Origin of the sequence: Paenibacillus sp. FSL E2-0177 (assembly GCF_037992975.1) — a bacterium.
Taxonomy (GTDB): domain Bacteria; phylum Bacillota; class Bacilli; order Paenibacillales; family Paenibacillaceae; genus Paenibacillus_AQ; species Paenibacillus_AQ odorifer.
Genome location: NZ_CP150307.1, coordinates 2,046,347 through 2,068,707 on the forward strand (window position 1 = coordinate 2,046,347; position 22,361 = coordinate 2,068,707).

Below are 22,361 nucleotides of genomic sequence, written 5' to 3' on the forward strand. Positions count from 1 at the left end.
TGTTTTGTTATGCTGTATGGCTGGGCAGTGGGAAGAAAAGAAATCTTTTAGATGATTGCCTTTAGGATAGCGAATCCATAGGCTGGCATTTTCACGATCAGCTTGCTGCGTTCTGTGCGCATTGTTTCGCCTGTAAACAAGTTCTCCCAATCCCGCTCGTCTACGTCAATACGGAAGGTCTGAGCGGTCTCTTCACTGTTGATTAGTACCACAATCGTCTGCAGATCCAGCCGGCGCTCATAGGCTAGCTTGCTGCCTTGTTGTCCTGCCTCAAGGAAGGTAAATGTACCTGTGCGGAGAGCAGGGTGGTCATTGCGTATTTTAATAAGCTGACGATAGAACTCGAAGAGCTCTCGATCCTGCTTTTCAGGGTTCCACTCCATGCATTTGCGGCAACCAGGGTCACCTTCACCGTCCATGCCGATCTCGTCACCGTAATAGATGCAGGGAGTGCCCATAAAGGTGAATTGGAACAGTGCCGCTAATCGCATCTTGTTTTTGTCTCCAGCAGCCAGCGTAAGCAGTCGTGGAGTATCGTGGCTGTCCAGCAGATTAAAAGCAACTTCACTAGCCTGCAGCGGGTAGCGTGATAACTGTTTACCAATGGAATTGGCGAATCCTTCAGCATCAAGAGTGCCATTCACAAAGAAGTCAAGGACGGCGTCAGTGAAAGGATAGTTCATAACGGCATCAAATTTATCGCCTTCCAGCCAAGGTGCAGATTCATGCCAGATTTCCCCCAATATGTAAGCCTCAGGATTAGCACGTTTAACCACCTTGCGGAATTCCCGCCAGAAATCATGATCCACTTCATTGGCAACGTCCAGACGCCAGCCATCGATCCCGACTTCTTTGATCCAGTATTCTGCGACTTTCAGTAAGTATTGTTTAACTTCAGGGTGTTCTGTGTTTAGCTTTGGCATTAGCGGTTCAAAAGCAAAGGTGTCATAAGTAGGGACACCGTTTTCAATCTGAAGCGGAAACTTGCGAATATGGAACCAATCTTTAAAGGCGGAAGCCTCTCCTTTTTCTTGAACATCTACAAAAGGAGCAAAGGTTTTGCCAGAATGATTGAATACGGCATCTAGCAGGACACGAATCCCACGTTTATGGCAGCTATCGACGAGCTTTTTTAAAGTCTCAATATCTCCAAAATGCGGATCGACCTTCATATAGTCTTCTGTATCGTATTTGTGATTAGTAGTTGCATCAAAGATAGGTGTGAAATAAATAGCAGTGATCCCAAGCTCGTTAAGATGATCTAAATGATCAATAACCCCTTGCAGGTCGCCGCCAAAAAAATTGGTTGGTGTTGGTTCGGAGCCCCATGGCTGAACATTTTCCGGATCAAGGCTCGGGTCACCATTTGCAAAGCGTTCTGGGAAGATCTGATAAAAAACAGCGTCCTTTACCCAGGCAGGCGGAGCGAATACGTCAACGCGGTTAATGAAAGGGAATTCGAACAGCTTGTTTGGGTTTTCCGGCCGCACCGTTTGAAAGTCACTTTCGGTCATCCAAATTCGTTCGTTATCTTTTTGAAGTAAGAAACCGTATTTCAAGCGGCGGTAGAGAGGTACTGAAGCACATTCCCAATAGTCAAACATAGCATCGGAGGTGAAGAGGGTCATGGGAATTAGCTCTTTTGTGGTATCCCAAGCATATTTATCTCCAGCAAAGGCGAATACTTCGGTTAAATCCCCTTTTTTAGCGCGTAGACGCAGGTGAATCGTACTTTCATTATAGGCATAAGACCAATTTAACCGCGGACGATGATACACTGCTTCCAGTAACATGATAAATCCTCCTAAAGTTTTGTTAGCGCTACTTCCTCGGATACTTCGGCAAAACCGCATCGAAAGCATAGGCTAAGTTTTGTTAGCGCTACTTTCTCGAAAGCATAAACTATTCCCGGACGATACTCCACAGAGCGCGTGGAATGTAGAATGTCGCTATTGTTATTGGTTGCACAGTTTTTTATGCAACATGCACTAAATCAGTAGCAGAGTAGCACATAACAAAGAGGCACAACCACCGCGAAGTAGCTTGCCCGAGGTTGTACCTTTGATAAGTAACATTGCCTTTTAATTATATAGAACAGGAGGCAGACAAGGGATGTTGTGCTTCATGCTGGACAGCCTCTTAACGTTTTGGATTATAGCATGGAATAAAAGGGCTTTCAATACTCTTGTTCAAACCATTGCACTAAATTTCACTAAAGTAAACGAGCATTGTGTAGGGCAATTTATGAGAAATCTCTTGAAATAGAGAAAATGTGGCATATTAGGGGCAAATAAAATAGATATTCCAATAATAAACACATGAATTATCGACTAATTAAAAGATATCATGTGAAAAATGGAGATATATGCCTATAATGTATATCAAATAATGGAAAATGACCCAATACAGTATATGCAAACGTTTTTAAAAACAATCGTTACTGTTGTATGATGTACTCATGAATGAAGCGCTTTCTTACCTGTGAAATGCAGATACAGAAGGAGCAAGCTAAAAGAAGAACTTTTTTTTTAGCCTTTCTGAAATCGTTTGCGCAGATTGCAGCACTACTATTTTCCATCTTACGTTTTTAAAAATTGGGAGGGGTTAAAGTAATGAAATTGAAAAAAATGATGGTTATCACCGCAGCTTTCTCAATGGCTCTGTCCGTTACAGCATGCGGTTCGAACAACAACAGTACGAATAACGGGGGCAACAACGCAGCAAAAGCAACTAATAATGCTACTACAGAGACTGCAGCGCCAGAGAGCACAGATGCAGCAGCAACAAATGAAATTGTACCTGAAGATGGCGCAACTCTAGTTGTATGGGAAAGTAAAGAAGAAAGACCTTTTGCAGATGAGATTGCTAAACAGTTCACAGCAAAATATAACGTTCCAGTCAAGGTTGAAGAATTGGCACCACCAGATCAAGTAACTAAACTTACTCAAGATGGTCCTTCAGGATTAGCGGCAGACGTTATTCTTATCCCTCACGATAACTTAGGTAAAGCGGCAAGCGCGAGCTTGGTTCTTCCTAACGATGTCTTCGGTGAAGAAACAAAAGCTAACAATACTGAAGCTTCGATTATCGGATCTTCGTACGAAGGCGAATTGTATGGTTACCCAAGAGCAGCAGAAACTTATGCATTGTTCTACAATAAATCGCTTGTTAAAGAAGCACCTAAATCATTTGATGATGTTCTTGCATTCAGCAAAACATTCACGGATAAATCGAAAAATAGATATGGGATTATGTGGGAAGTAGGAAACTTGTACTTCAACTACATGTTTATCGCTTCCGATGGCGGATACCTCTTCGGTAAGGATGGTACGGATAAAGATGATATCGGTCTTGCTAACGATGGTGCAATTGCAGGACTTAAAGAATTTGTGAAACTGAAGGAAGCATTGCCAATTAAGAGTGGTGATATCAACAGTGATATCAAACGCAGCTTGTTCAACTCTGGTGATGTAGCTATGGATATCACAGGTCCATGGGAGCTTGGAGGATACAAAGAAGCTCTTGGTGACAACCTTGGTATTGCTCCAATCCCTACAGTGAATGGCAAAACAGCAATTACATTCTCTGGTATTAAAATTTTCGCAGTTAACTCGTTTACTCAATATCCGAATGCTGCTAAATTGTATGCGAATTTTGCTTCAAGCAAAGACGCTCAGCTGTTACTGAACAAAACGATTGGTTCGGTTCCTACAAACAACGAGGCGCTTCTTGATCCACAGATCTCTAGCGATCCATATGTCTCTGTTTTTGCAGAACAAGCTAAGAACTCCCAACCGATGCCTTCTATTCCTGAAATGGGTAACGTATGGAGCCCAGTAAATGCTGCCCTTCCAGAAATTTGGGATAAAAATGGGGATCCAAAAGCAGCAATGGACAAAGCTGTACAACAAATCAAAGATTTGAATAACAGTGCATCCCAATAAGGATCATAATTCACTGTCTTAACAGCATACAGTGAATCAAGCTGCCCGCCGCATGTTTAGCGGCTGGCAGCTTCTTATTTTCACTCGGAGAGGAGAACGGAAGCGAAATGCAACGACATCGCACGAGGGCCGCAATACTGTCGACGATTTTTATGGGATTGGGACAAATATATAACCGCCAATTCGTTAAAGGAATATTATATTTAGCCGTAGAAGCTGTAGCCGTTTTTTATTTTATTGAGAACCTTGCCAACTCTTTATGGGGCATCGTAACACTAGGAGAGAATCCGAGTCGTCTGGTTAAAGTGAAGGGGATCGCCAAGATGGTTACCGGTGATCACTCGATTTATATCATGATCCAAAGCTTGATCACCATCCTTATTCTTATTCTATTGATTATCGCGTGGTATTTGAATATCAGAGATGCTTACAAGATTGGAGAAAAACGTGATAACGGTCTTCAGGCAAACACTTTTAAACAAAGTGTTCGTTATATCCTGGATTACAAGTTTGCTCAAGCGTTTCTAGTCTTGCCGGGCATTGGTGTTCTATTCTTTACGATTATGCCAATTATCTTCATGATCCTGTTGGCCTTTACGAACTATTCCGCACCTGATCATCTTCCACCCGCCAAATTGGTGGACTGGGTTGGATTTCAGACCTTTCGTAATTTATTGGTCCTTAAGACATGGAGCCACACTTTTTATGGTGTATTAACATGGACAATTATATGGGCAGTTCTTTCAACCATTACTACATACTTCGGAGGACTGTTGGTCGCTTTGCTGGTGAGTCAGAAGGGCATTCGCTTCAAAGGAATGTGGAGAGTAATTCTGATTGTGCCTTACGCGGTGCCACAGTTAATCTCGCTTCTGCTCATGCGCAACTTATTTAACGGTCAATTCGGGCCTATCAATCAATACATGGGGTATTTTGGATTGGATGGTTTACCGTGGCTGACTGACCCATTCTGGGCTAAGGTTACCGTAATTATCGTTAATATGTGGGTAGGTATTCCTGTTTCTATGCTGCTTATCATGGGCGTTCTGACTACTATCCCACGGGATATGTATGAAGCTGCTGAGGTGGATGGAGCATCGGGTTATCAGAAGTTCCGTATCGTAACGTTGCCGATGGTATTGTTCTCTACAGCACCAACCTTGATTACGCAGTTTGCAGGTAACATCAACAACTTTAACGCGATCTTCCTATTAACTGGTGGTAGTCCGGTAAATGGTGACTATCAATATGCCGGTTCTACGGACTTGCTAGTAACCTGGTTATACAAATTAACGCTTGATCAGAATAAAAACAACATGGCTTCGGCAATAGGGATTATTATCTTTATCATTGTCGCTTCATTCTCCCTGTACAATTACCGCCGGACGAAGTCATTTAAAGAGGAGGATATGATCCAATGAGCAGAAAAGTCGCGAACTTTATTCGCTTAGCAGGTAGTTATATTATCTTGATTGCTTTGTCGATAGCTGCACTCTATCCTGCCCTTTGGATTCTTTTAGCTTCTTTCCGACCTGGTAAATCATTGTACAGCAAAACGTTTATTCCCGAGCAATTCACTTTATCACATTACAGAGAATTGTTCACATCACCCAGCTATATGTTTGGGACTTGGTATGCCAATACCTTGAAAATAGCTGTGTTCTCGATGCTTATCGGGGTAGTTCTTACTTTGTTAACCAGTTATGCCGTATCCAGATTCCGGTTTAAAGCGCGTAAAACAGCGTTATCCACCGTATTGATTCTTGGTATGTTCCCTGGTTTTATGAGTATGATCGCTATTTATATGCTGCTTAAAGAGTTTAATTTGCTGGATACACATATTGCGTTAATTATCGTTTATGCGGCCGGGGCGCCGCTGGGAGGGACCTTTATCGCCAAAGGTTTCCTCGATACGATTCCTCGTTCCTTGGATGAGGCCGCTCGTATTGACGGGGCGAGCAATTTCGGAATATTTATGCGAATCATCTTACCTTTGTCACGTCCTATGATCACATATATGGCGCTGACTCAGTTTGTTGGACCATGGGTGGACTTCATTTTTGCGAGACTCATTCTGCGGACTAAGGAGAACTGGACAGTTGCAGTGGGGATGTGGGATATGGTTAACACCAATCAAAACACTAACTTTACCTTGTTCTCTGCGGGTGCGGTTTTGATCTCCATTCCAATTATGATTTTGTTTGTATTCTTGCAACGTCTGCTAGTAGATGGCTTGACAGCAGGAGCTAGTAAGGGGTAAACCCATTCGCTCGCTTCATACTAATAAATGATCGGGGTACAGCCTTTATACAGAAATGGAGGGCTGTACCCTTATTTCGTCATGGGGAGTGAACTTAATGAAAAAGTCCTGGACTCTATATTTTAAATCTGTTGGAGTTAAACTGTTCGTTATTTTATTTAGTTCTATAGTTCTCTTATCCTCCGTGCTAGGATTGACTTCCTATTTTGCCGCTAAAAATATCATTACGAATGAGGTTGCTGCAGCCTCCACACAATCTGTAGTTCAGGCAGCGGACAAGCTGGATTTTGTGCTGGCAGAGTATGAGGCACTATCAAGGCAGTTTGCACTCGACTCTGTGTTAAAGGGTGATTTAGAAAAAATAAATAGCGGCGAGCTTACAACTGTGGCCAAAGCCGGTGCTGAAGATCGGATTCGCAGAAAGCTGGACTTGGTAAAAGGCTCTGATGAGCGGATGTATGGCGTCAGGCTGGTATCCAAGAGCTTGGTAGACTCAGAATCTTATAAGTCTGCTGGCATAAGTGGGATTCGTAGTGATGAAGGCATTTCCGCAAGATTAGAGCAAATTGCCGCAGCTAAAGGAGAGCCAGTCTGGTTTCCCGTTCGTGAGAAAGGCTTTTTTGATGCTTATACTGAGCCCTCCTTAACTATGGGGAGATTGCTACGTAATCTTTTACATCCCGAAGCGGAGTATTACATGCTAATCGAAGTGAAAGGGAAGGCCATGACTGAAATGCTGTCTAACCTTCAGATTGGGATGACCGGTGAAATTCGTATCTTGAGTGCGGATGGCAGCATTGTGTATGGTGCGGATCATGCCAAGCTGGGTCAACCCTCTTACATAAAAGTTTCAGAAGAACAAGGGAAAGAGCAAAATCATTCATTTACAGCGGAGGATGAGAACGGAAGTTCTCAGCTTGTTGTATACCAACCCCTGGCGACTGCCAAGTGGATGCTTATGGGGTATGCTCCTGTCAGTGATTTTACTAAGTCTGCGGACAAGCTTTTATATATCACATTTTCTGTGGTGCTGGCGGCAGCCTTAATAGCACTACTAATTGGTTATATTCTTGTTCGATTGGTAGGGCGCCCGCTGGGTAAGCTGGCAATCTTGATGGAGGAAGGAGAGCGTGGGAACCTACAGGTACGAACCAATTTCAAGGGCAAAGATGAGATTGGCCGCTTGGGTCAAAGCTTCAACAAAATGATGGAGCAGATCTCCTTACTTGCAAGGCAGAGCGGGAATTCGGCAGATGAGGTCCTCCTTACTTCGGAACAATTAGTACAAGCATCAAGTACAATCTCCCTCCATGCCAGAGAGGTTGCGACCGCTACCGGTGAGATTGCAGCGGGGTCAGCCAGCCTCGCTGTTGAAGCCGAACGCAGTTATCACAATGTTGAGATTATCGGCAACAAAATGAGTGAAGTGACGGAAATAAATACAGTGATGGACCATTCAGCAGAACGGGTCATTGAGGTTAGCAATCAAGGTACAGAGCTGATGAAGCTGCTGGTAGAGCAGAGTGAGTCTACGGTAGAGGTGATCAATCGAATTCAAGATAATTCTACTAAGCTCAGAGAAAGCACTCATTTAATTCGCAGTATACTCAGCCCTATGATTGCTGTGAATAAGCAGACCAATATTTTGGCACTAAATGCTACCATAGAAGCAGTTAGAGCAGGTGCGGCAGGTAGAGGGTTCATAGTGATTGCTGATGAAATCAGGCAGCTCGCTAACCAGTCGAATGAATCGATTCAATCGGTCTCCAAGATCACGGAAGAGATTGGTCTACATATCGAGAACACCGTTAAGGATATCAATGAAGCCGCTCCTAAGTTCCGTGAACAAATCTCTTCTGTAAGAGAGTCGTCAACGATATTCGCGAGTGTCAAAGAGGAAATGGAACATTTCATGAGACATATTAGTGAATCTTCTGCTTCTGTCCTCGAACTGATTGAGTTCCAGCGTCAACTCGGTGAATCCATGGCCAGCGTAAGCTCCATCGTCCAGCAAACCACTGCTTCGACGGAGGAGGTAGCTTCTATGTCATCTCAGCAATTCACGGTTAGTGAGGAATTGGTTGCCCTATCGGAAAAGCTGGAGGGCTTGGCAGCCGATCTTAAGCACTCTTTGGTTTCTTTTCAAGTATGACAATATTATTCTAATAGAGACGGGCAATTTTCCAATATAATGGAGAGTTGCTCGTTTTTGTTGATTTGATTGCTATCGGACGTTATCTTGTCTTCGAAGTGGCTAAAGAGATACACTTGTATTAAGTAATAAATGAAGAAAGTAGTGATCCATTGACGAACTTAAATCTGAGCCCCAGCGGGAGTCTTTTTCAGCAGGTTTTAATCGAGGGAGATTATAGTCCTCATTTTTTTGCTTACTATTATAAACAGTGGAATAACTACAATATGTCTTACCATCAGCATAATTCAACGGAAATCATGTATTTGATCTCAGGAAGTTGTATCGTGGATGTCCGTCCAAGCTCAGGAGGAGAAGAGAGAGTTCGGCTGAAGCGGGGAGAATTGATCATTTTAGACGCGAATGTTCCGCATAGGCTGATTGTTGAAGAGGGGGCACCTTGTCGGATGCTAAATGTGGAATTTGGCTTCATGGAATATAGAGGGGTTGCACCCTCTGTTGGCAAGCTAGCCCGTAAAGAAACGGCGCTCGCAGAAATGCTGCAGCTTCCTTTTTCCAGTTTAGTAATGCCTGATCCGGAGGAAATCTATCATGTTCTAAAGGGACTTGTGTTAGAGCTTGATCAGAGCGGCGGAAAGGGTGGAAGTATGGTTGATTTATTATTTTGTGAGCTTCTGTTGCGGTTATCCAGACTTCGGCAAGAGCAGCTTCATACCAGCCAACAGCCCTCGCAGCTTTATGTGCGCCGGAGCATTGAATTCCTGCATCAGAACTATGACCAGAACATTCAGGTTAAGGACATCGCTGCCGCAGTTAATCTGCATCCCGGATATTTGCATCGAATTTTTAAGAGCCATACGGGTCGGACGCTCAGCGATTACTTGAATATGCTGCGAATGGAGAAAGCGAAGATGCTGCTTGGGCAGAGCGACATCCCGATTGCTGAAATTGCAGATTACGTAGGAATTAGCAGCAGGCAATATTTTCACCTTCTTTTTAAAAAATACGCCGATTGCACGCCTGTAGAATTCCGCAATTCCATTGAGCGTCACGCCTGGAGTTATGAAGAGTATGATTTTCAGTAGATAGGTTAGGATTTTTGACACCTTCTTTCAAAAGAGGTCATGATATTGGTTACGCTTTCCTTAGGTCCCTTGCTACAATGGACAGGAACAACCAATTCATTACCGGAGGATGATAACCATGTCATTTAAAGTGTCTTTTATAGGGGCAGGCAGCATTGGATTTACCCGTGGATTGTTGCGGGACTTACTAACTGTACCGGAATTTAAAAATATCGAAGTCTCATTTATGGATATTAATAGCCACAATCTGGAGATGGTCACGGAGCTATGCCAGCGTGATATTAAGGAGAATGGTTTAAATATACAAATTCAGGCGACAACGGATCGCAGAGATGCACTGAAGGATGCTAAGTACGTATTTTGTACTATTCGGATGGGTGGGCTTGAAGCCTTTGCTACGGATGTGGACATTCCCTTAAAATACGGAGTCGATCAGTGTGTGGGAGATACTCTGTGTGCGGGTGGCATCATGTACGGGCAACGCGGAATTGCGGAGATGCTGAATATTTGCCGTGATATTAGGGAGATGGCAGCACCGGATGTACTTTTGCTTAACTATTCGAATCCGATGGCTATGCTGACCTGGGCCTGCAATAAATATGGTGGTGTTCGGACCATCGGTCTATGTCATGGTGTACAGCATGGGCACCAGCAAATTGCAGATGTGTATGGTCTTAAGAAATCCGAAGTTGATATTATCTGTGCGGGCATCAATCACCAGACCTGGTATATTTCAGCAAGTCATGAGGGGAAGGATCTGACCGAAGGTCTTTTAGAGGCTTTTGAGAAACATCCGGAATTCAGCCGTACGGAAAAAGTGCGCATCGATATGCTTCGTCGCTTTGGCTACTATAGTACAGAATCCAATGGACACTTAAGTGAGTACGTGCCATGGTACCGTAAACGCAGTGATGAAATTATGGATTGGATCGATCTGGGGAGCTGGATTAACGGAGAAACAGGCGGTTATCTGCGTGTCTGCACGGAAGGTCGAAATTGGTTCGAGACCGATTTTCCAAACTGGATGAAAGACCCGGCACTGGAGTATACGAAGGAGAATCGCGGGGAAGAGCACGGCTCTTATATTATAGAAGGGTTGGAAACGGGACGAGTGTACCGGGGGCACTTTAATACAGTGAACAATGGCGTAATCTCTAATTTACCAGAGGACGCCATTATCGAAGCACCGGGATATGTAGACCGGAACGGGATCTCCATGCCATTGGTAGGCGAATTGCCGCTTGGACCTGCCGCGGTATGCAACGTCAGTATTTCAGTGCAACGTCTGGCGGTTGAAGCAGCTGTACACGGCGATGATAAGCTGTTACGTCAGGCATTTATGATGGACCCACTCGTTGGTGCCGTATGCAATCCAAAAGAAATCTGGCAGATGGTCGATGAGATGCTCGTCGCAGGGGAACAGTGGCTGCCTCAATACAGCGAAGCTATTGCTAAAGCCAAGGAACGTTTGGCTTCAGGAGAGCTTATCCCAACGAACGCTAACAACGAGGGCGCTGCTCGCCTGAAGGTGAAGTCGGTGGATGAGATGATGCAGGACCGGGAAGCAGCGAACAAAAATGCTGGTGAGTCTGATAAAGGCAAGGATAGAGAGAAGGTTCAATAAGGTGTAGCATTGAAAGCTTTTTAACTATAAATAACCTCCGCATTCCAGAGTTTGGGATTGGAGGTTTTTTTAGGATGTAAATCTAAGCGGGGGATAAACAAAACAGCAGTCATAGCTTACGAAAATAAGCTGACATGGGTGGGGAGTACAAGTTTATCGGTACCGATCCAAATTGTGAAATTAGGTTTATAGTAGGAGTTATTATGTAACTGAAAAAAGAAAGTTAGTTTAATTTCACTGGCTTATTTTTTTATCTATACCGTAGCGCCGAGGGCTACAGTAATCCCACACAGTTGCCCTACATACTATACTGACGCATTCCTCGATACTTACGGACTCAGATGAGCAATTTGCCCATCCCCGATACTTGCGGACCCAGATGACGCTATTCGCCCATCCCCCGGTACTTTCGGACCCAGATGACGCTATTCGTCCATCCCTCGATCTTACGGACCCAGATGACGCTATTTGTCCATCCACGATACCTACGGACCTAGATGACGCTATTTAGCAATTTATCGCCTTTGGAGCGTATTATCGGACTCCAGTGCAGCTATTGCTCAGAAAGAGGCTCTTTTTTGGTGTTTTTCATGCCTATAGCGGCTATGGGGTCCGATAGCAAGCCAAATATGCGATAAAGCTACGTATAAGGTCATCTGTGTCCGAAAGCGCCGATCCCACAGTAATCCCTCAGTTGCCCTAATTGGATTTCCAGCGCATTCCCTGATACTTACGGACCTAGGTGACACTATTCGTTTATTCCCCGATACTTGCGGACCTAGATGACGCTATTCGCCCATCCCCCGATACTTGCGGACCCAGATGACGCTATTCGCCCATCCCCTGATCTTGCGGACCCAGATGACCCTATTTGCAAATTTATCGCCATTGAGCGTATTATCGGACTCCAGTGCAGCTATTGCTCAGAAAGAGGCTCTTTTTTGGTGTTTTTCGTGCTAATAGTAGCTATGGGGTCCGATAGCAAGCCAAATATGCGCTAAAGCTACGTATAAGGTCATCTGTGTCCGAAAGCGCCGCCCCCCCAGTAATCCTACAGTTGCCCTACATACTATTCTGACGCATCCCCGATACTTACGGACCCAGATGATGCTATTCGCCCATCCCTCGATCTTACGGACCCAGATGACCCTATTTGCAAATTTATCGCCTTTGGAGCGTATTATCGGACTCCAGTGCAGCTATTGCTCAGAATGAGGCACGTTTTTGGTGTTTTTCATGCCTATAGCGGCTATGGGGTCCGATAGCAAGTCAAATATGCGATAAAGCTACGTATAAGGTCATCTGTGTCCGAAAGCGCCGATCTCCCAGAATCCCCAGTTGCCCTAATTGGATTTCCAGCGCATTCCCTGATACTTACGGACCCAGATGACGCTATTTGCCCATCCCCTGATACTTGCGAACTTAGATGACGCAATTTACGAAGTTTGTTGTTTTGGTCAAGAAGGTGAGACGCCAAAAACGCGGATGTTCCATCAGCCATTTTTGGCTTTTGGGACATCCGCGTTTTGGAGTGGGGGATTAAGAATTAACCGTACCTTTTGGACTAAAGAAGGTCTTCAGCGCCTGATACACTTCTTTTTTGTCTTTAATGACGTAATGCATGAATTGTTCATGTTTCAGATGGCGATAAGCTGACATCAAGGTACTGCTACGATTGTATTGGTTCACCTCACCGTAGCCGAACATATTGCTTCGTTTCAGCAGTTCTCCGATCAGCTTCACGCAACGTTCGTTGTCGGAGGTGAGATTATCACCATCGGAGAAGTGAAATGGATAAATGTTGTACTGCGCAGGTGGGTAGCGGCTATCGATAATTTCAATCGCTCGCTGATATGCCGAGGAACAAATCGTTCCCCCGCTTTCGCCACGGGTGAAGAAATCATGCTCACTGACTTCCTTAGCCTCCGTATGGTGGGCGAGAAAAACAATCTCTACCTTCTCATATTGGCGGCGCAGAAAACGGGTCATCCAGAAGAAGAAGCTGCGGGCGCAGTATTTTTCAAATGAACCCATCGAACCTGACGTATCCATCATCGCAATAATGACCGCATTGGAATGAGGTGTTCTAATATCATCCCATGTTTTGTAGCGCAGATCATCTGGGCTGATACTGTGAATGCCGGGATTTCCGCTGCTTGCATTGCGTCGGAGATTCTCCAGCAGCGTACGTTTTTTATCGATGTTGGACATCATCCCTTTTTTACGAATATCGTTAAAAATAATGGATTTGACCTCGATCTCTTCCTTATTCTTAGGCTTCAGATGAGGCAATTCCATATCCTGAAACAGAATGTCCTCCAGATCTTCCAGATTGACCTCTGCTTCCACGGTATCTTGGCCCGGCTGATCGCCTGCTTTTTCTCCTTTACCGGGCTGTGCCGATTGTGAATCGCGCCCAAGCACATCGCCAACCTGACTTTCCCCGTCCCCCTGTCCTACATGCTTCTGTTTACGGAAGTTATAAATAATCCGGTATTCATCCAGACTGCGAATCGGAACCTTCACAATCTGCTTACCGCCTGACAAAATAATATTTTCTTCGGTAACGAGGTCAGGCAAATTATCCTTGATGGCTTCTCTGACCTTTTGCTGATGGCGTTCCTGATCCTGATGACCTTTACGATGAAGGGACCAGTCTTCTTTTGAGACTACGAAGGAAAAGGGACCGGATGATTGCGACAGGATGACCACCTCCCATGGAATATGAATGTTGATTGAGGGAATTTTTTACAAAGTATATAGTTGGATCCCCCGCAAAGTACCTGAGTACGCATAGAAAGCAAAGCCTCACTTTGTGGGGATGTTTTGGGGTTGTAACTAAAGTATATTCATGGGGATGAGGGATATGTGATTTCTTATTCACTGATCTCATCTACGGTCAGCACATAGCTGTTAGATTGGCTTTCGCCAGAGTAGTTACGTCCATCCATATTGAAAGAGAATTGAGCATTTACGGATCCCTTAAGGAAACGACCCATTACCTGTTCACTCACCTGGACAAAATAATGAATGTTAACCATAGATGCAGCATTAACTATCCCCAGCGGCAAGGTGCCGGTAAATGAAGATTGTGGGTTCGGAACTCCATCAATCACAATGCTGTTGGGATCAAGAAAACATTTTTCCGGGGTTAGACGATTCAGAGATATTTCCGCTGGCCAATTTCCGCTATTGGTTAGTGAGATCCAGCATTGGACTCGCTCTCCTGCTTCTACGATAGTTGGTTTTGCATGGACTACGAGTGAAATGACAGGTGTGACTACTAGGGTGGTAACTGTATTGGAACGAGAGGTTTGCCGTACGGTCCGTCCGTCTGGAAGCACAAAGGTATACTGAACACTACCATGGTTTTGTACGGCTGCGATTTCATGAATGTTAATGGCTGCAGGTATACTCACTTGAAAAACTACAACTGCTGTAGTACCGCCTCTTAAAGTACCTAACTGGATGCCTTCCGCTGGTCGTGCACCTTTTTGCAACACTCCATTTAAGAGAACACTATCCCATACGAAAAGAGTACCTGAAGGTATGGCATCTGTTAGGACTGCATTTACAGCCAGATTCCCGTTGTTCGTTACCGTAAGCTCATATCTCAAATTATCGCCCGGAGCTGCTGTAACATGATCCACTTTTTTACTAATGGTGACCCCCGCTTGGACAAGTGAGACAACCGCAGTGTTACTTTCGGTCGTAATTGTATGCTCATCGACTGAATAGGTGACAACCGCGCTGTTGGTTAAGGCCAACGAGGGAGAAAACTCTGTTACTCGGACACGAAAAGTAATATCAACGCTTAGGTCTGTGTCCAGGGAACCGAGTAATATCCCCTGTGCCGGGTCTGATTCTGGGTAATAAATCCCACCTGCGATGACACTCCCCGGTATAAACACCGCCCCGTCTGGAATAGAAATTGTTGCACTGATTTGAGTTAAGAGGCTGTTTCCTTCATTTGTAAGCCGCAAGGTGTAAGTGACTACATCCCCTATAAAAGAAGTCGGAGTACTTGCAGACAAGGAGGTCGAGAGCTGGTAGGAGCGTAAAGAAACCTGTACGGAATTTGAAAATAGATCTCCTTTAACGATTCTTCCCTCCGGTGTGGAAAAAGAAAAACGGCCTAGCGCTTTATTTTGCAGCACTAGGGAAGACGGCAGGGAAATGATGACGACTTGAAAGGCGATGCTCACTTGATTCTGCGGTGCAATAGAACCAAGGGGGATGCCTGAAGACGGTGTAGCCCCCGGAAGAGGCACACCGTCTCTGAGCACACTGTTGGAAATAAAGGATACACCTTCTGGAAGAATGTCAAACACCGTCAAAAAAGCATCTGTATTTCCATTATTACTGGCTGTAATGGTATACACCAAAGTGTCGCCTAAAGAGGCGTGGAGTTTATCTGTACTCTTCAGCAATGAAAGCACGGGGCCCACGACCGGGGTGTTAACGGTATTGGAATAGACAATTCCGTCAACACCCGCTGCCGAGTTGAAGAGTACCATGGACTGATTGGTTACGACAGGTTGGGTACGTGAGCCGGGAATCATAACGCTACTACCTGAACCTGGAAGGTAATGGTTGAAGAAGCACCTGCAGCAATTGTACCAATTGCGATTCCCGAAGCCGGACTGCCACTAGGACGTGGGGCTCCATCTACGGTAATGCTTCCCGTTACGAACTGGCTGCCAGCTGGAATAGGGTCAACCATGATGACATTATTAACTGGTGAAATCCCTAAGTTGGTGACAACAATCGTATAGGTGATGATATCGCCCACAACCGCATCAATAGAAGTAGTGCTCTTAACCACACTTACGTCTGGTGAAGATACAGGGATAATTAGGACGTTTGAGACAGAGGATCCCGTGAGTAAACGTCCATCTGGTGGTGTGAATGTGAAATTTGCTGTAGCTTGATTGACTAACTGTTGTGGCGAAGGGAGGGAAGCAATAGTAACCTGCAACGTAATGGTTACTGTTACTGTACTTCCCGGAGCTACCGACCCAATACTTAAGCCAGTAGCCGGATCTGATCCTGGTTGTGGTACCCCATTCACGAGCACGCTGTTTGGAACAAAGACAGCTCCGTTCGGAATGGTATCGGTAATAACTACATTTGCTATGAGGTTACCAGTATTCGTCACATTTAAGGAGTAAGTAATCGTATCTCCGACAGTTGCGGCGGTTCTGTCCGCCCCTTTGACAACTACAATGATAGGTTGATATACCGGAATAACAAGTGTATTTGAGAATGAAGATCCTGAGAATGCGCCGGAGGTGAAACTGACGGAAGCTTGATTACTAAGCGTTGTAGGATTAGGCAGCACATTGACAATCGTGTTGAACGAGACTTGAAAAGATGCTCCCGGTGCAAGTGTACCGAGCGAGATCCCGTTGGCTGGATTGGCGCTAGGGCGTGGAGTGCCATCTACGGTCACACTGCCAGCGACAAAGCTAGAGCCTGCAGGTATTGGATCACTGAGGTTAACGTTACTGATATTTGCTATTCCGCTGTTGGTAACAGTGAAGTTATAAGTGATGGTATCGCCAACAACGGCATCGGTAGCTGTCGAAGATTTAGTGACGATAACGTTCGGTGAGGATACTGAGATTGTTGTTGTATTGGAATTGATCGAATTGTTAAATGTCCGTCCATCTGGAAGTGTGTATGCAAACGCGACGGAAGCTTGATTGAGCAGCTGTTGGCTTGCCGGCAATGTTGTGATAAGCACTGAGAACATTACAGACAGGCTTCCATTCGCGGAGATTACCCCCAGTGGGATCCCGGCAGCTGGGTCTGCTCCTGGAGCAGGAGCGCCTTGAATGAGTACACTGTTTGGAATAAACGTTGTACCCGCTGGAATGGTGTCACTCAGGGTTGCTAAAGCTCCGTAGTTACCTGTGTTGGTCACATTTATAGTATAAGTAATCGTATCCCCAACGGTAGCATTGACTGAATTGGAGCTTTTTGCTGCTGCAAGGATAGGCAGATAGACAGGCGTCGTGACGATATTTGAGAAGGCTACATTTGAGACAACACCTGAGGTGAAGCTGACTGTTGACTGATTATTTAACAATCCAGTAGGCGGTAGTGAAACTACATTTACGGTAAAAGCAACAGTTACGGTTACACCGGGTGCTATGCTGCCTAGGGTCACTCCAGTAGCTGGGCTAACTCCTGTGCGAGGCACACCGTCCACAAGCACGCTGCCTGTCACAAAGGTGGTGCCGGCAGGAAGGGCGTCTGTGAAGACCACATTATTTACAGTGGCAATCCCGTTATTAGTTAAAGCTATGGAATAAGTGATTGTGTCACCGACTGTAGTTGATGTTGTGGTTGTAGTTTTAATTACAGCAATATTAGGTGAGGAGACCGGAATAGTGACGGTGTTAGAGAGTGCAGTCCCATTAAGTGTACGTCCGTCGGGTAAGGTGAAGCTGTATGCTGCGGTTCCTTGATTGACCAGTTGCTGAGGACTAGGCAATGAAGTGATGTCAACCGTGAAAATGACTACGGTCGTTCCTCCAGGCTGTATTATTCCAGCTGCAATTCCGGTGGAAGGATCCGCTTGCGCTAAAGGGAGTCCATTGATGAGCACGCTATTCGGAACAAAAGCCGTACCTGCGGGAATATTATCCGTCAATGTTAAATTAGCAGCATAGTTTCCTGTGTTACTCACTGTCAGTGTGTAGCTAACGGAATCGCCAACCGTGGCATTGGCTGTACTAGCACTCTTGACTACGGCAATGTTCGGCTGGAACACAGGGACTGTAACGGTATTAGAAAAAGTGGAGCTTGAAATAACGCCTGAAGTGAAGGTAACGGATGCCTGATTGATGAGTGAAGCTGTAGGAGGGACGGAGGTAACAGTAACACTGTAGGTAACCAGCGCTGATGCACCAGCTGCTAGAGTGCCGATAGATATCCCCGAAGCAGGATTCAAGTTCGGGAATGGAACTCCGTTGACAGACACGCTGCCTGTTACAAAAGTACTCCCTACCGGTGTAGGATCATTGAGTAAGACGCTAGTAACAGATTCTATACCATTATTAGTTATATTGACGTTGTATGTGACCGTTTCACCAACAGCAACTGATGTTGAAGTAGTGCTCTTGGTAACGACAATGTTAGGAGCAGAGACTTGTAAAGTTACAGTGTTAGACACAGCAGTCCCAGATAACGGTCTACCGTCAGGCGGAGTAAAGGTAAAGCTTGCAGAAGCCTGATTACTAATCTGCTGAGGTGTTGGCAGGGAGATGATATCAACGGTGAAGCTGACTGCAATACTGGCACCAGGAGCGACATTTCCTACAGCTATCCCTGTATCAGGGGCTGATCCGGGTTGAGGCATACCACCTACAATGACACTATTAGGAACAAAAACTGTACCTGCTGGAATGTTATCAGTTAGCGTAAGATTTGCAGCCAGATTACCTGTGTTGCTAACAATCACTGTGTAGATGACAGAATCACCGACAACTAAAGCATCGAAATCGCCGTCTCCATCAGCGGCACTTTTTACTAAGGAGATTTGGGGCTGAATAACTGGTGTAGTTGTGATATTAGATGAAGAAGAACCGGAGAATACACCGGATGTAAAACTGACAGACGACTGATTGTTAATCTGTGATGGTATCGGCATCGTTATCCTCACCTCGAATGTTACGGTAGCTGTGGCGCCAGGGCTCAAACTACCGATTGGAATGCCGGCGGACGGAACTGCTAGCGGCAGGGTAGTGCCACTTACAATTACGGTTCCGGGAATAAAAGCGACATTCTCAGGCAGAGGATCGCTGAGAATGATATTGCTTACTGTTGCAATACTGTTATTGGTCAATACAGAGGTAAAGGTAAGGATATCACCAGTAACAGCAGTAGCAGCGTTTACGCTTTTTACAACACTGACGTTAGGGGCGGACACTGGGACAGAGAGCGTATTGGATACTACATTTCCTCCGAGCTGACGCCCGTCTGGAAGGGTAAAGCTATATGTCGCTGAAGCAGAGTTCAGTAATACTTGTGATGGAGGCAGGGCTGTGATTGTGACCAGAAAACTTACGGTGACACTATCACCAGGAGCGAGCGGTCCAACTGGAATGCCAGTTGCCGGATTATATCCGGGCAAAGGTGTTCCTCCAATAATGACACTATTCGTGTCAAACACGGCTTGGGGTGGCAGGATATCAGTTACTAATAGAGTAGCTGCAATATTCCCGGTGTTGCTGATCAGGATGGAGTATGAGAGAGATCCCCCTACAGATGCCTGTGCTGCATTGGCGCTTTTGACCATACTAAGGATGGGCTGAAATACAGGTGTTACTATCGTGTTTGAGAGCGAAGAACCGGTGAACGCCCCAGAGGTGAAGGAGGCGCTGGCTCTGTTTGTAAACTGTGCTGGACTTGGCAAGGAAGCAACATTCACTCTAAAAGACACCGTGACAGAGCTGCCCGCGGCGATACTTCCGATTGCTATACCTGTACTTGGGTTAGCCGCTGCAACCGTCGAACCGTTGACAGTCACACTGCCTGCTACAAAAGCTCCCCCCGTAGGAATAGGGTCAGAGACAACAACGTTAGTGACAGTGACGCTGCTTGGGTTGGACACTATGACTGAATAAGTAAGATTTTCTCCAACCGCTACATTAGTTAGATTTGCAGTTTTGGTTAGTGTAATGTTTGGAGCGGAGACCGGAATGGTTAGGGTATTGGATAGACTGGTCCCGGAGAATGATCTTCCACTTGGCAGTTGGTAGGTGTAATTGCTATTGCCTTGATTATTCAGAACAGGTGGAGCAGGCAGAGATTGTACCGAGACAAGAAAGGTCACAGGAACAGCTGCCCCTGAAGCTAAAGTGCCTAAGTTAATTCCTGTAATTGGAGAGTCAGCAGGTCTAGCAACACCGTTAACAGTTACACTTCCCGAGACAAAGGCGCTTCCTGAAGGAATATTGTCGCTCAGGGTTACAGCCGCCCCGATATTCCCTGAATTCTGAACATTTAACGTATAAAGAATATTGCCGCCTACAGTTGCACTGGAAACGTTCGAGCTTTTTGCAATTTGGATTACAGGCTGATACACGGGAGTTGTAGTCGTGTTTGAGACTGAAATGCCAGTAAAAGCACCCGAGCTAAAAGAGGCACTAGATTTATTCAATAGCTGAGCAGGACTTGGTAATGAGATAACGTTGACTTGAAAAGTGACGGCGACGGAGCTTCCTGGAGCGATGGTACCGACAGCAATCCCTGTTCCAGGATTAGCTGAGGGTTGTGATACACCGGCGACGGTAACACTTCCGGGGACCAGCGATGTCCCCGCAGGTATGGTATCTGAGAGTGAGACGTTGGTAATTGCCGCTATGCCGTTGTTACTGATTACGGAAGTGTAGAGTAGTGTATCACCGACAACAACGTCAGCAAATCCTGCGCTTTTGACTACGGTAACATTGGGTGTTCTAACTGGAATAGATAGTGTATTGGATGAGGCTGATCCAGCAATAGTTCGCCCATCTGGAACCTGAAACGTATAAGCGGCGCTTGCTTGATCGACCAGTTGTGGCGGAGAGGGAAGACTATTTACAATGACCCGAAATTGAACAGTAGAACTGCCACCGGCAGCAACCGTACCGATAGCAATCCCCGTGGCAGGGTTACCAGCGATAGGATTTCCATTGACGGTGAAGCTGCCTGCGACGTAAGAGCTGCCTGAAGGAATGTTATCCGTAAGTGTTGTTACCGCGCCGATATTTCCTGTGTTCGTGATTTGAAGAGTATAGGTGATTTGATCTCCAACCGTAGCATTGGTGGTATTGGCTGATTTCACAATGTTAAGGACGGGTGAATATACAGGTAAGGTTACTGTATTAGATGGAATGACCCCCGTCATGATAGGGCCTCCGGCTACACTTTGAAACGTAAAGGCAGCGTTGGCAGTATTTGCGATATTTTGTGGACTTGGCGGCAATGAAGTGACTTTGGCTTGATATGTAACCGTTATTGAACTGCTTAAAGCTAATGAGCCTAATGGGATTCCTGCTGTAATATCAAAAGTAGGCCTTACGACGCCAGCAACGACTACGCTTCCAGTTACAAAAGTGGATCCTGCCGGCAGCGCATCTGATAAAACGACACTTGCTGCTCCCGCTGTTCCTGTATTACTGACAGTCACCGTATAAGTTACCGTATCACCGACTATGGGGCCGGCTACATTAGCGCTTTTAGTGAGGTTTATTTTAGGAGCATTGATATCAACCTGTATGGCATTACCGTTGAGTACATAAGCATCGCCTGAGGTGGTTAATTGTAATACGGCTGAAGATTGATTGTTTATTAGCCGTGCGGAGACGTCAACATTGGTAATATCCCAGCCTTGACGGCCGCCGATAATGTTGGTCCCTGGGTTTCCGTTTATTTGATTGCGGTTTCCAAAGGTACCTGTTGTGTTTAGATTACCTGCATCATTGTTAATCTGTGACGCAAAAAAGTTGTTGGCAAAGTTATTAGGTCCCGATAAAGCAACAAGTGTAGCCGAGGTTGGACCAAACAACGCTTGATCCCCCGAACGGTTGGCATCCCCCTCCTGTGCGCTGAATAACGCTCTGCCGCCAAGCGCACCTGTAATTGGTGTTGCGAAGCCTGTGATCGTAGTTGAAACTGGGGCTGAGGTTGCCTGTACAAGTATTGCACCTGCCCGTAGGGACATATTGCGAAAAGGTAAGGCTGTATTTTGGTAGATTACGCCTAATGTCCAGCCAGCATGGTTGGCCGTGGAATCACTAGGGATAACAATCGTACCCACTACACCGCCAGTGGTGTAGGTGCCGGCGCCGCCTTGTTGGATAATGCTGGTCACGTTGGCGGAACGAACATATGCTGATGCACCACCTCCCAAATCGACTACGTTGCTCGTTGCTGAATCGGGAGTAACGCTGAATGTAGTGCCAGCAGGAGTTATTAGGGAGACAGGATTGTTAATGGCCGAACTGAGGTTAACGGTTCCGTTAATATAGGTACCGCCCCATATCAGTTCTGCATACAGCACTGTGCTGCCAGATGGTAGGACCAGTATGGCTGCTGAACTGTTGCTTGTATAAAGACTAGTAGTTCCGCTAGGATAGGAACCAAATGTCGATGAAGTATTAACAGTAGTAAAGCCACCGATGCTGTCTAGTGTCCCTGGCACTCCGATCGTATCGGAGCGGCTAAGTCCAAGCGTGTTGCCGGTAAATGTGATAGCACCGGTCGCATTGATCGTTGCCCGTACGACTAGTGGAATGATTCTCAC

Annotated in this window: 10 protein-coding genes; 6 read left to right on the plus strand and 4 right to left on the minus strand. The window is 45.6% G+C overall.

What is annotated here, in order from left to right; genetic code table 11:
• Positions 1-47: 47 nt before the first annotated feature.
• Complete coding sequence (locus tag MHI25_RS08905; RefSeq protein ID WP_340012170.1) at positions 48-1,793, minus strand: alpha-glycosidase; 1,746 nt, start codon at positions 1,791-1,793, stop codon at positions 48-50.
• Positions 1,794-2,612: 819 nt separating this feature from the next.
• Here MHI25_RS08905 and MHI25_RS08910 point away from each other — a divergent pair.
• The 6 genes from MHI25_RS08910 (at position 2,613) to MHI25_RS08935 (ending at position 11,065) form a co-directional block, all read left to right on the plus strand.
• Positions 2,613-3,944 carry a maltose ABC transporter substrate-binding protein gene (locus MHI25_RS08910; protein ID WP_340395265.1) on the plus strand — a complete coding sequence of 444 codons (1,332 nt, stop codon included), beginning with the start codon at positions 2,613-2,615 and terminating at the stop codon, positions 3,942-3,944.
• A gap of 107 nt (positions 3,945-4,051) precedes the next feature.
• A complete protein-coding gene (locus MHI25_RS08915; RefSeq protein ID WP_036684375.1) occupies positions 4,052-5,365 on the plus strand; it encodes a sugar ABC transporter permease in 1,314 nt (437 codons plus the stop codon).
• Positions 5,362-6,204 carry a sugar ABC transporter permease gene (locus tag MHI25_RS08920; protein ID WP_076126471.1) on the plus strand — a complete coding sequence of 281 codons (843 nt, stop codon included), beginning with the start codon at positions 5,362-5,364 and terminating at the stop codon, positions 6,202-6,204. The genes MHI25_RS08915 and MHI25_RS08920 overlap by 4 nt, the downstream gene beginning before the upstream one ends.
• Before the next feature lie 97 nt (positions 6,205-6,301).
• Entirely contained in the window at positions 6,302-8,356 is a 2,055-nt protein-coding gene (locus tag MHI25_RS08925; RefSeq protein WP_081387595.1) for a methyl-accepting chemotaxis protein, read from the plus strand.
• 167 nt (positions 8,357-8,523) lie between these two features.
• Positions 8,524-9,441 (plus strand): AraC family transcriptional regulator, encoded by a 918-nt coding sequence (locus tag MHI25_RS08930; RefSeq protein WP_076184739.1) that lies wholly within the window; start codon positions 8,524-8,526, stop codon positions 9,439-9,441.
• 118 nt (positions 9,442-9,559) lie between these two features.
• The gene (locus MHI25_RS08935; protein ID WP_340395266.1) at positions 9,560-11,065 is read left to right on the plus strand and encodes an alpha-glucosidase/alpha-galactosidase; all 1,506 of its coding nucleotides are present in this window, start codon (positions 9,560-9,562) and stop codon (positions 11,063-11,065) included.
• A gap of 1,539 nt (positions 11,066-12,604) precedes the next feature.
• Here the strand turns inward: MHI25_RS08935 and yhbH are convergent.
• From yhbH to MHI25_RS08950, 3 genes are all read right to left on the minus strand, one after another.
• Positions 12,605-13,768, minus strand: coding sequence for a sporulation protein YhbH (yhbH, locus tag MHI25_RS08940; protein ID WP_036684553.1), 1,164 nt, complete (start codon positions 13,766-13,768; stop codon positions 12,605-12,607).
• Between the two features lie 173 nt (positions 13,769-13,941).
• Positions 13,942-15,627 (minus strand): DUF11 domain-containing protein, encoded by a 1,686-nt coding sequence (locus MHI25_RS08945; protein WP_076303879.1) that lies wholly within the window; start codon positions 15,625-15,627, stop codon positions 13,942-13,944.
• The gene (locus MHI25_RS08950) at positions 15,624-22,361 is read right to left on the minus strand and encodes a DUF11 domain-containing protein (protein WP_143763849.1); all 6,738 of its coding nucleotides are present in this window, start codon (positions 22,359-22,361) and stop codon (positions 15,624-15,626) included. Before MHI25_RS08950 ends, MHI25_RS08945 begins: the two co-directional genes overlap by 4 nt.

Coding starts and splice junctions, on each gene's coding strand:
- MHI25_RS08905 (WP_340012170.1), bottom strand. CDS start 1,793: ATGTTACTGGAAGCAGTGTATCATCGTCCGCGGTTAAATTGGTCTTAT.
- MHI25_RS08935 (WP_340395266.1), top strand. CDS start 9,560: ATGTCATTTAAAGTGTCTTTTATAGGGGCAGGCAGCATTGGATTTACC.
- MHI25_RS08920 (WP_076126471.1), top strand. CDS start 5,362: ATGAGCAGAAAAGTCGCGAACTTTATTCGCTTAGCAGGTAGTTATATT.
- MHI25_RS08945 (WP_076303879.1), bottom strand. CDS start 15,627: ATGATTCCCGGCTCACGTACCCAACCTGTCGTAACCAATCAGTCCATG.
- MHI25_RS08910 (WP_340395265.1), top strand. CDS start 2,613: ATGAAATTGAAAAAAATGATGGTTATCACCGCAGCTTTCTCAATGGCT.
- MHI25_RS08925 (WP_081387595.1), top strand. CDS start 6,302: ATGAAAAAGTCCTGGACTCTATATTTTAAATCTGTTGGAGTTAAACTG.
- MHI25_RS08915 (WP_036684375.1), top strand. CDS start 4,052: ATGCAACGACATCGCACGAGGGCCGCAATACTGTCGACGATTTTTATG.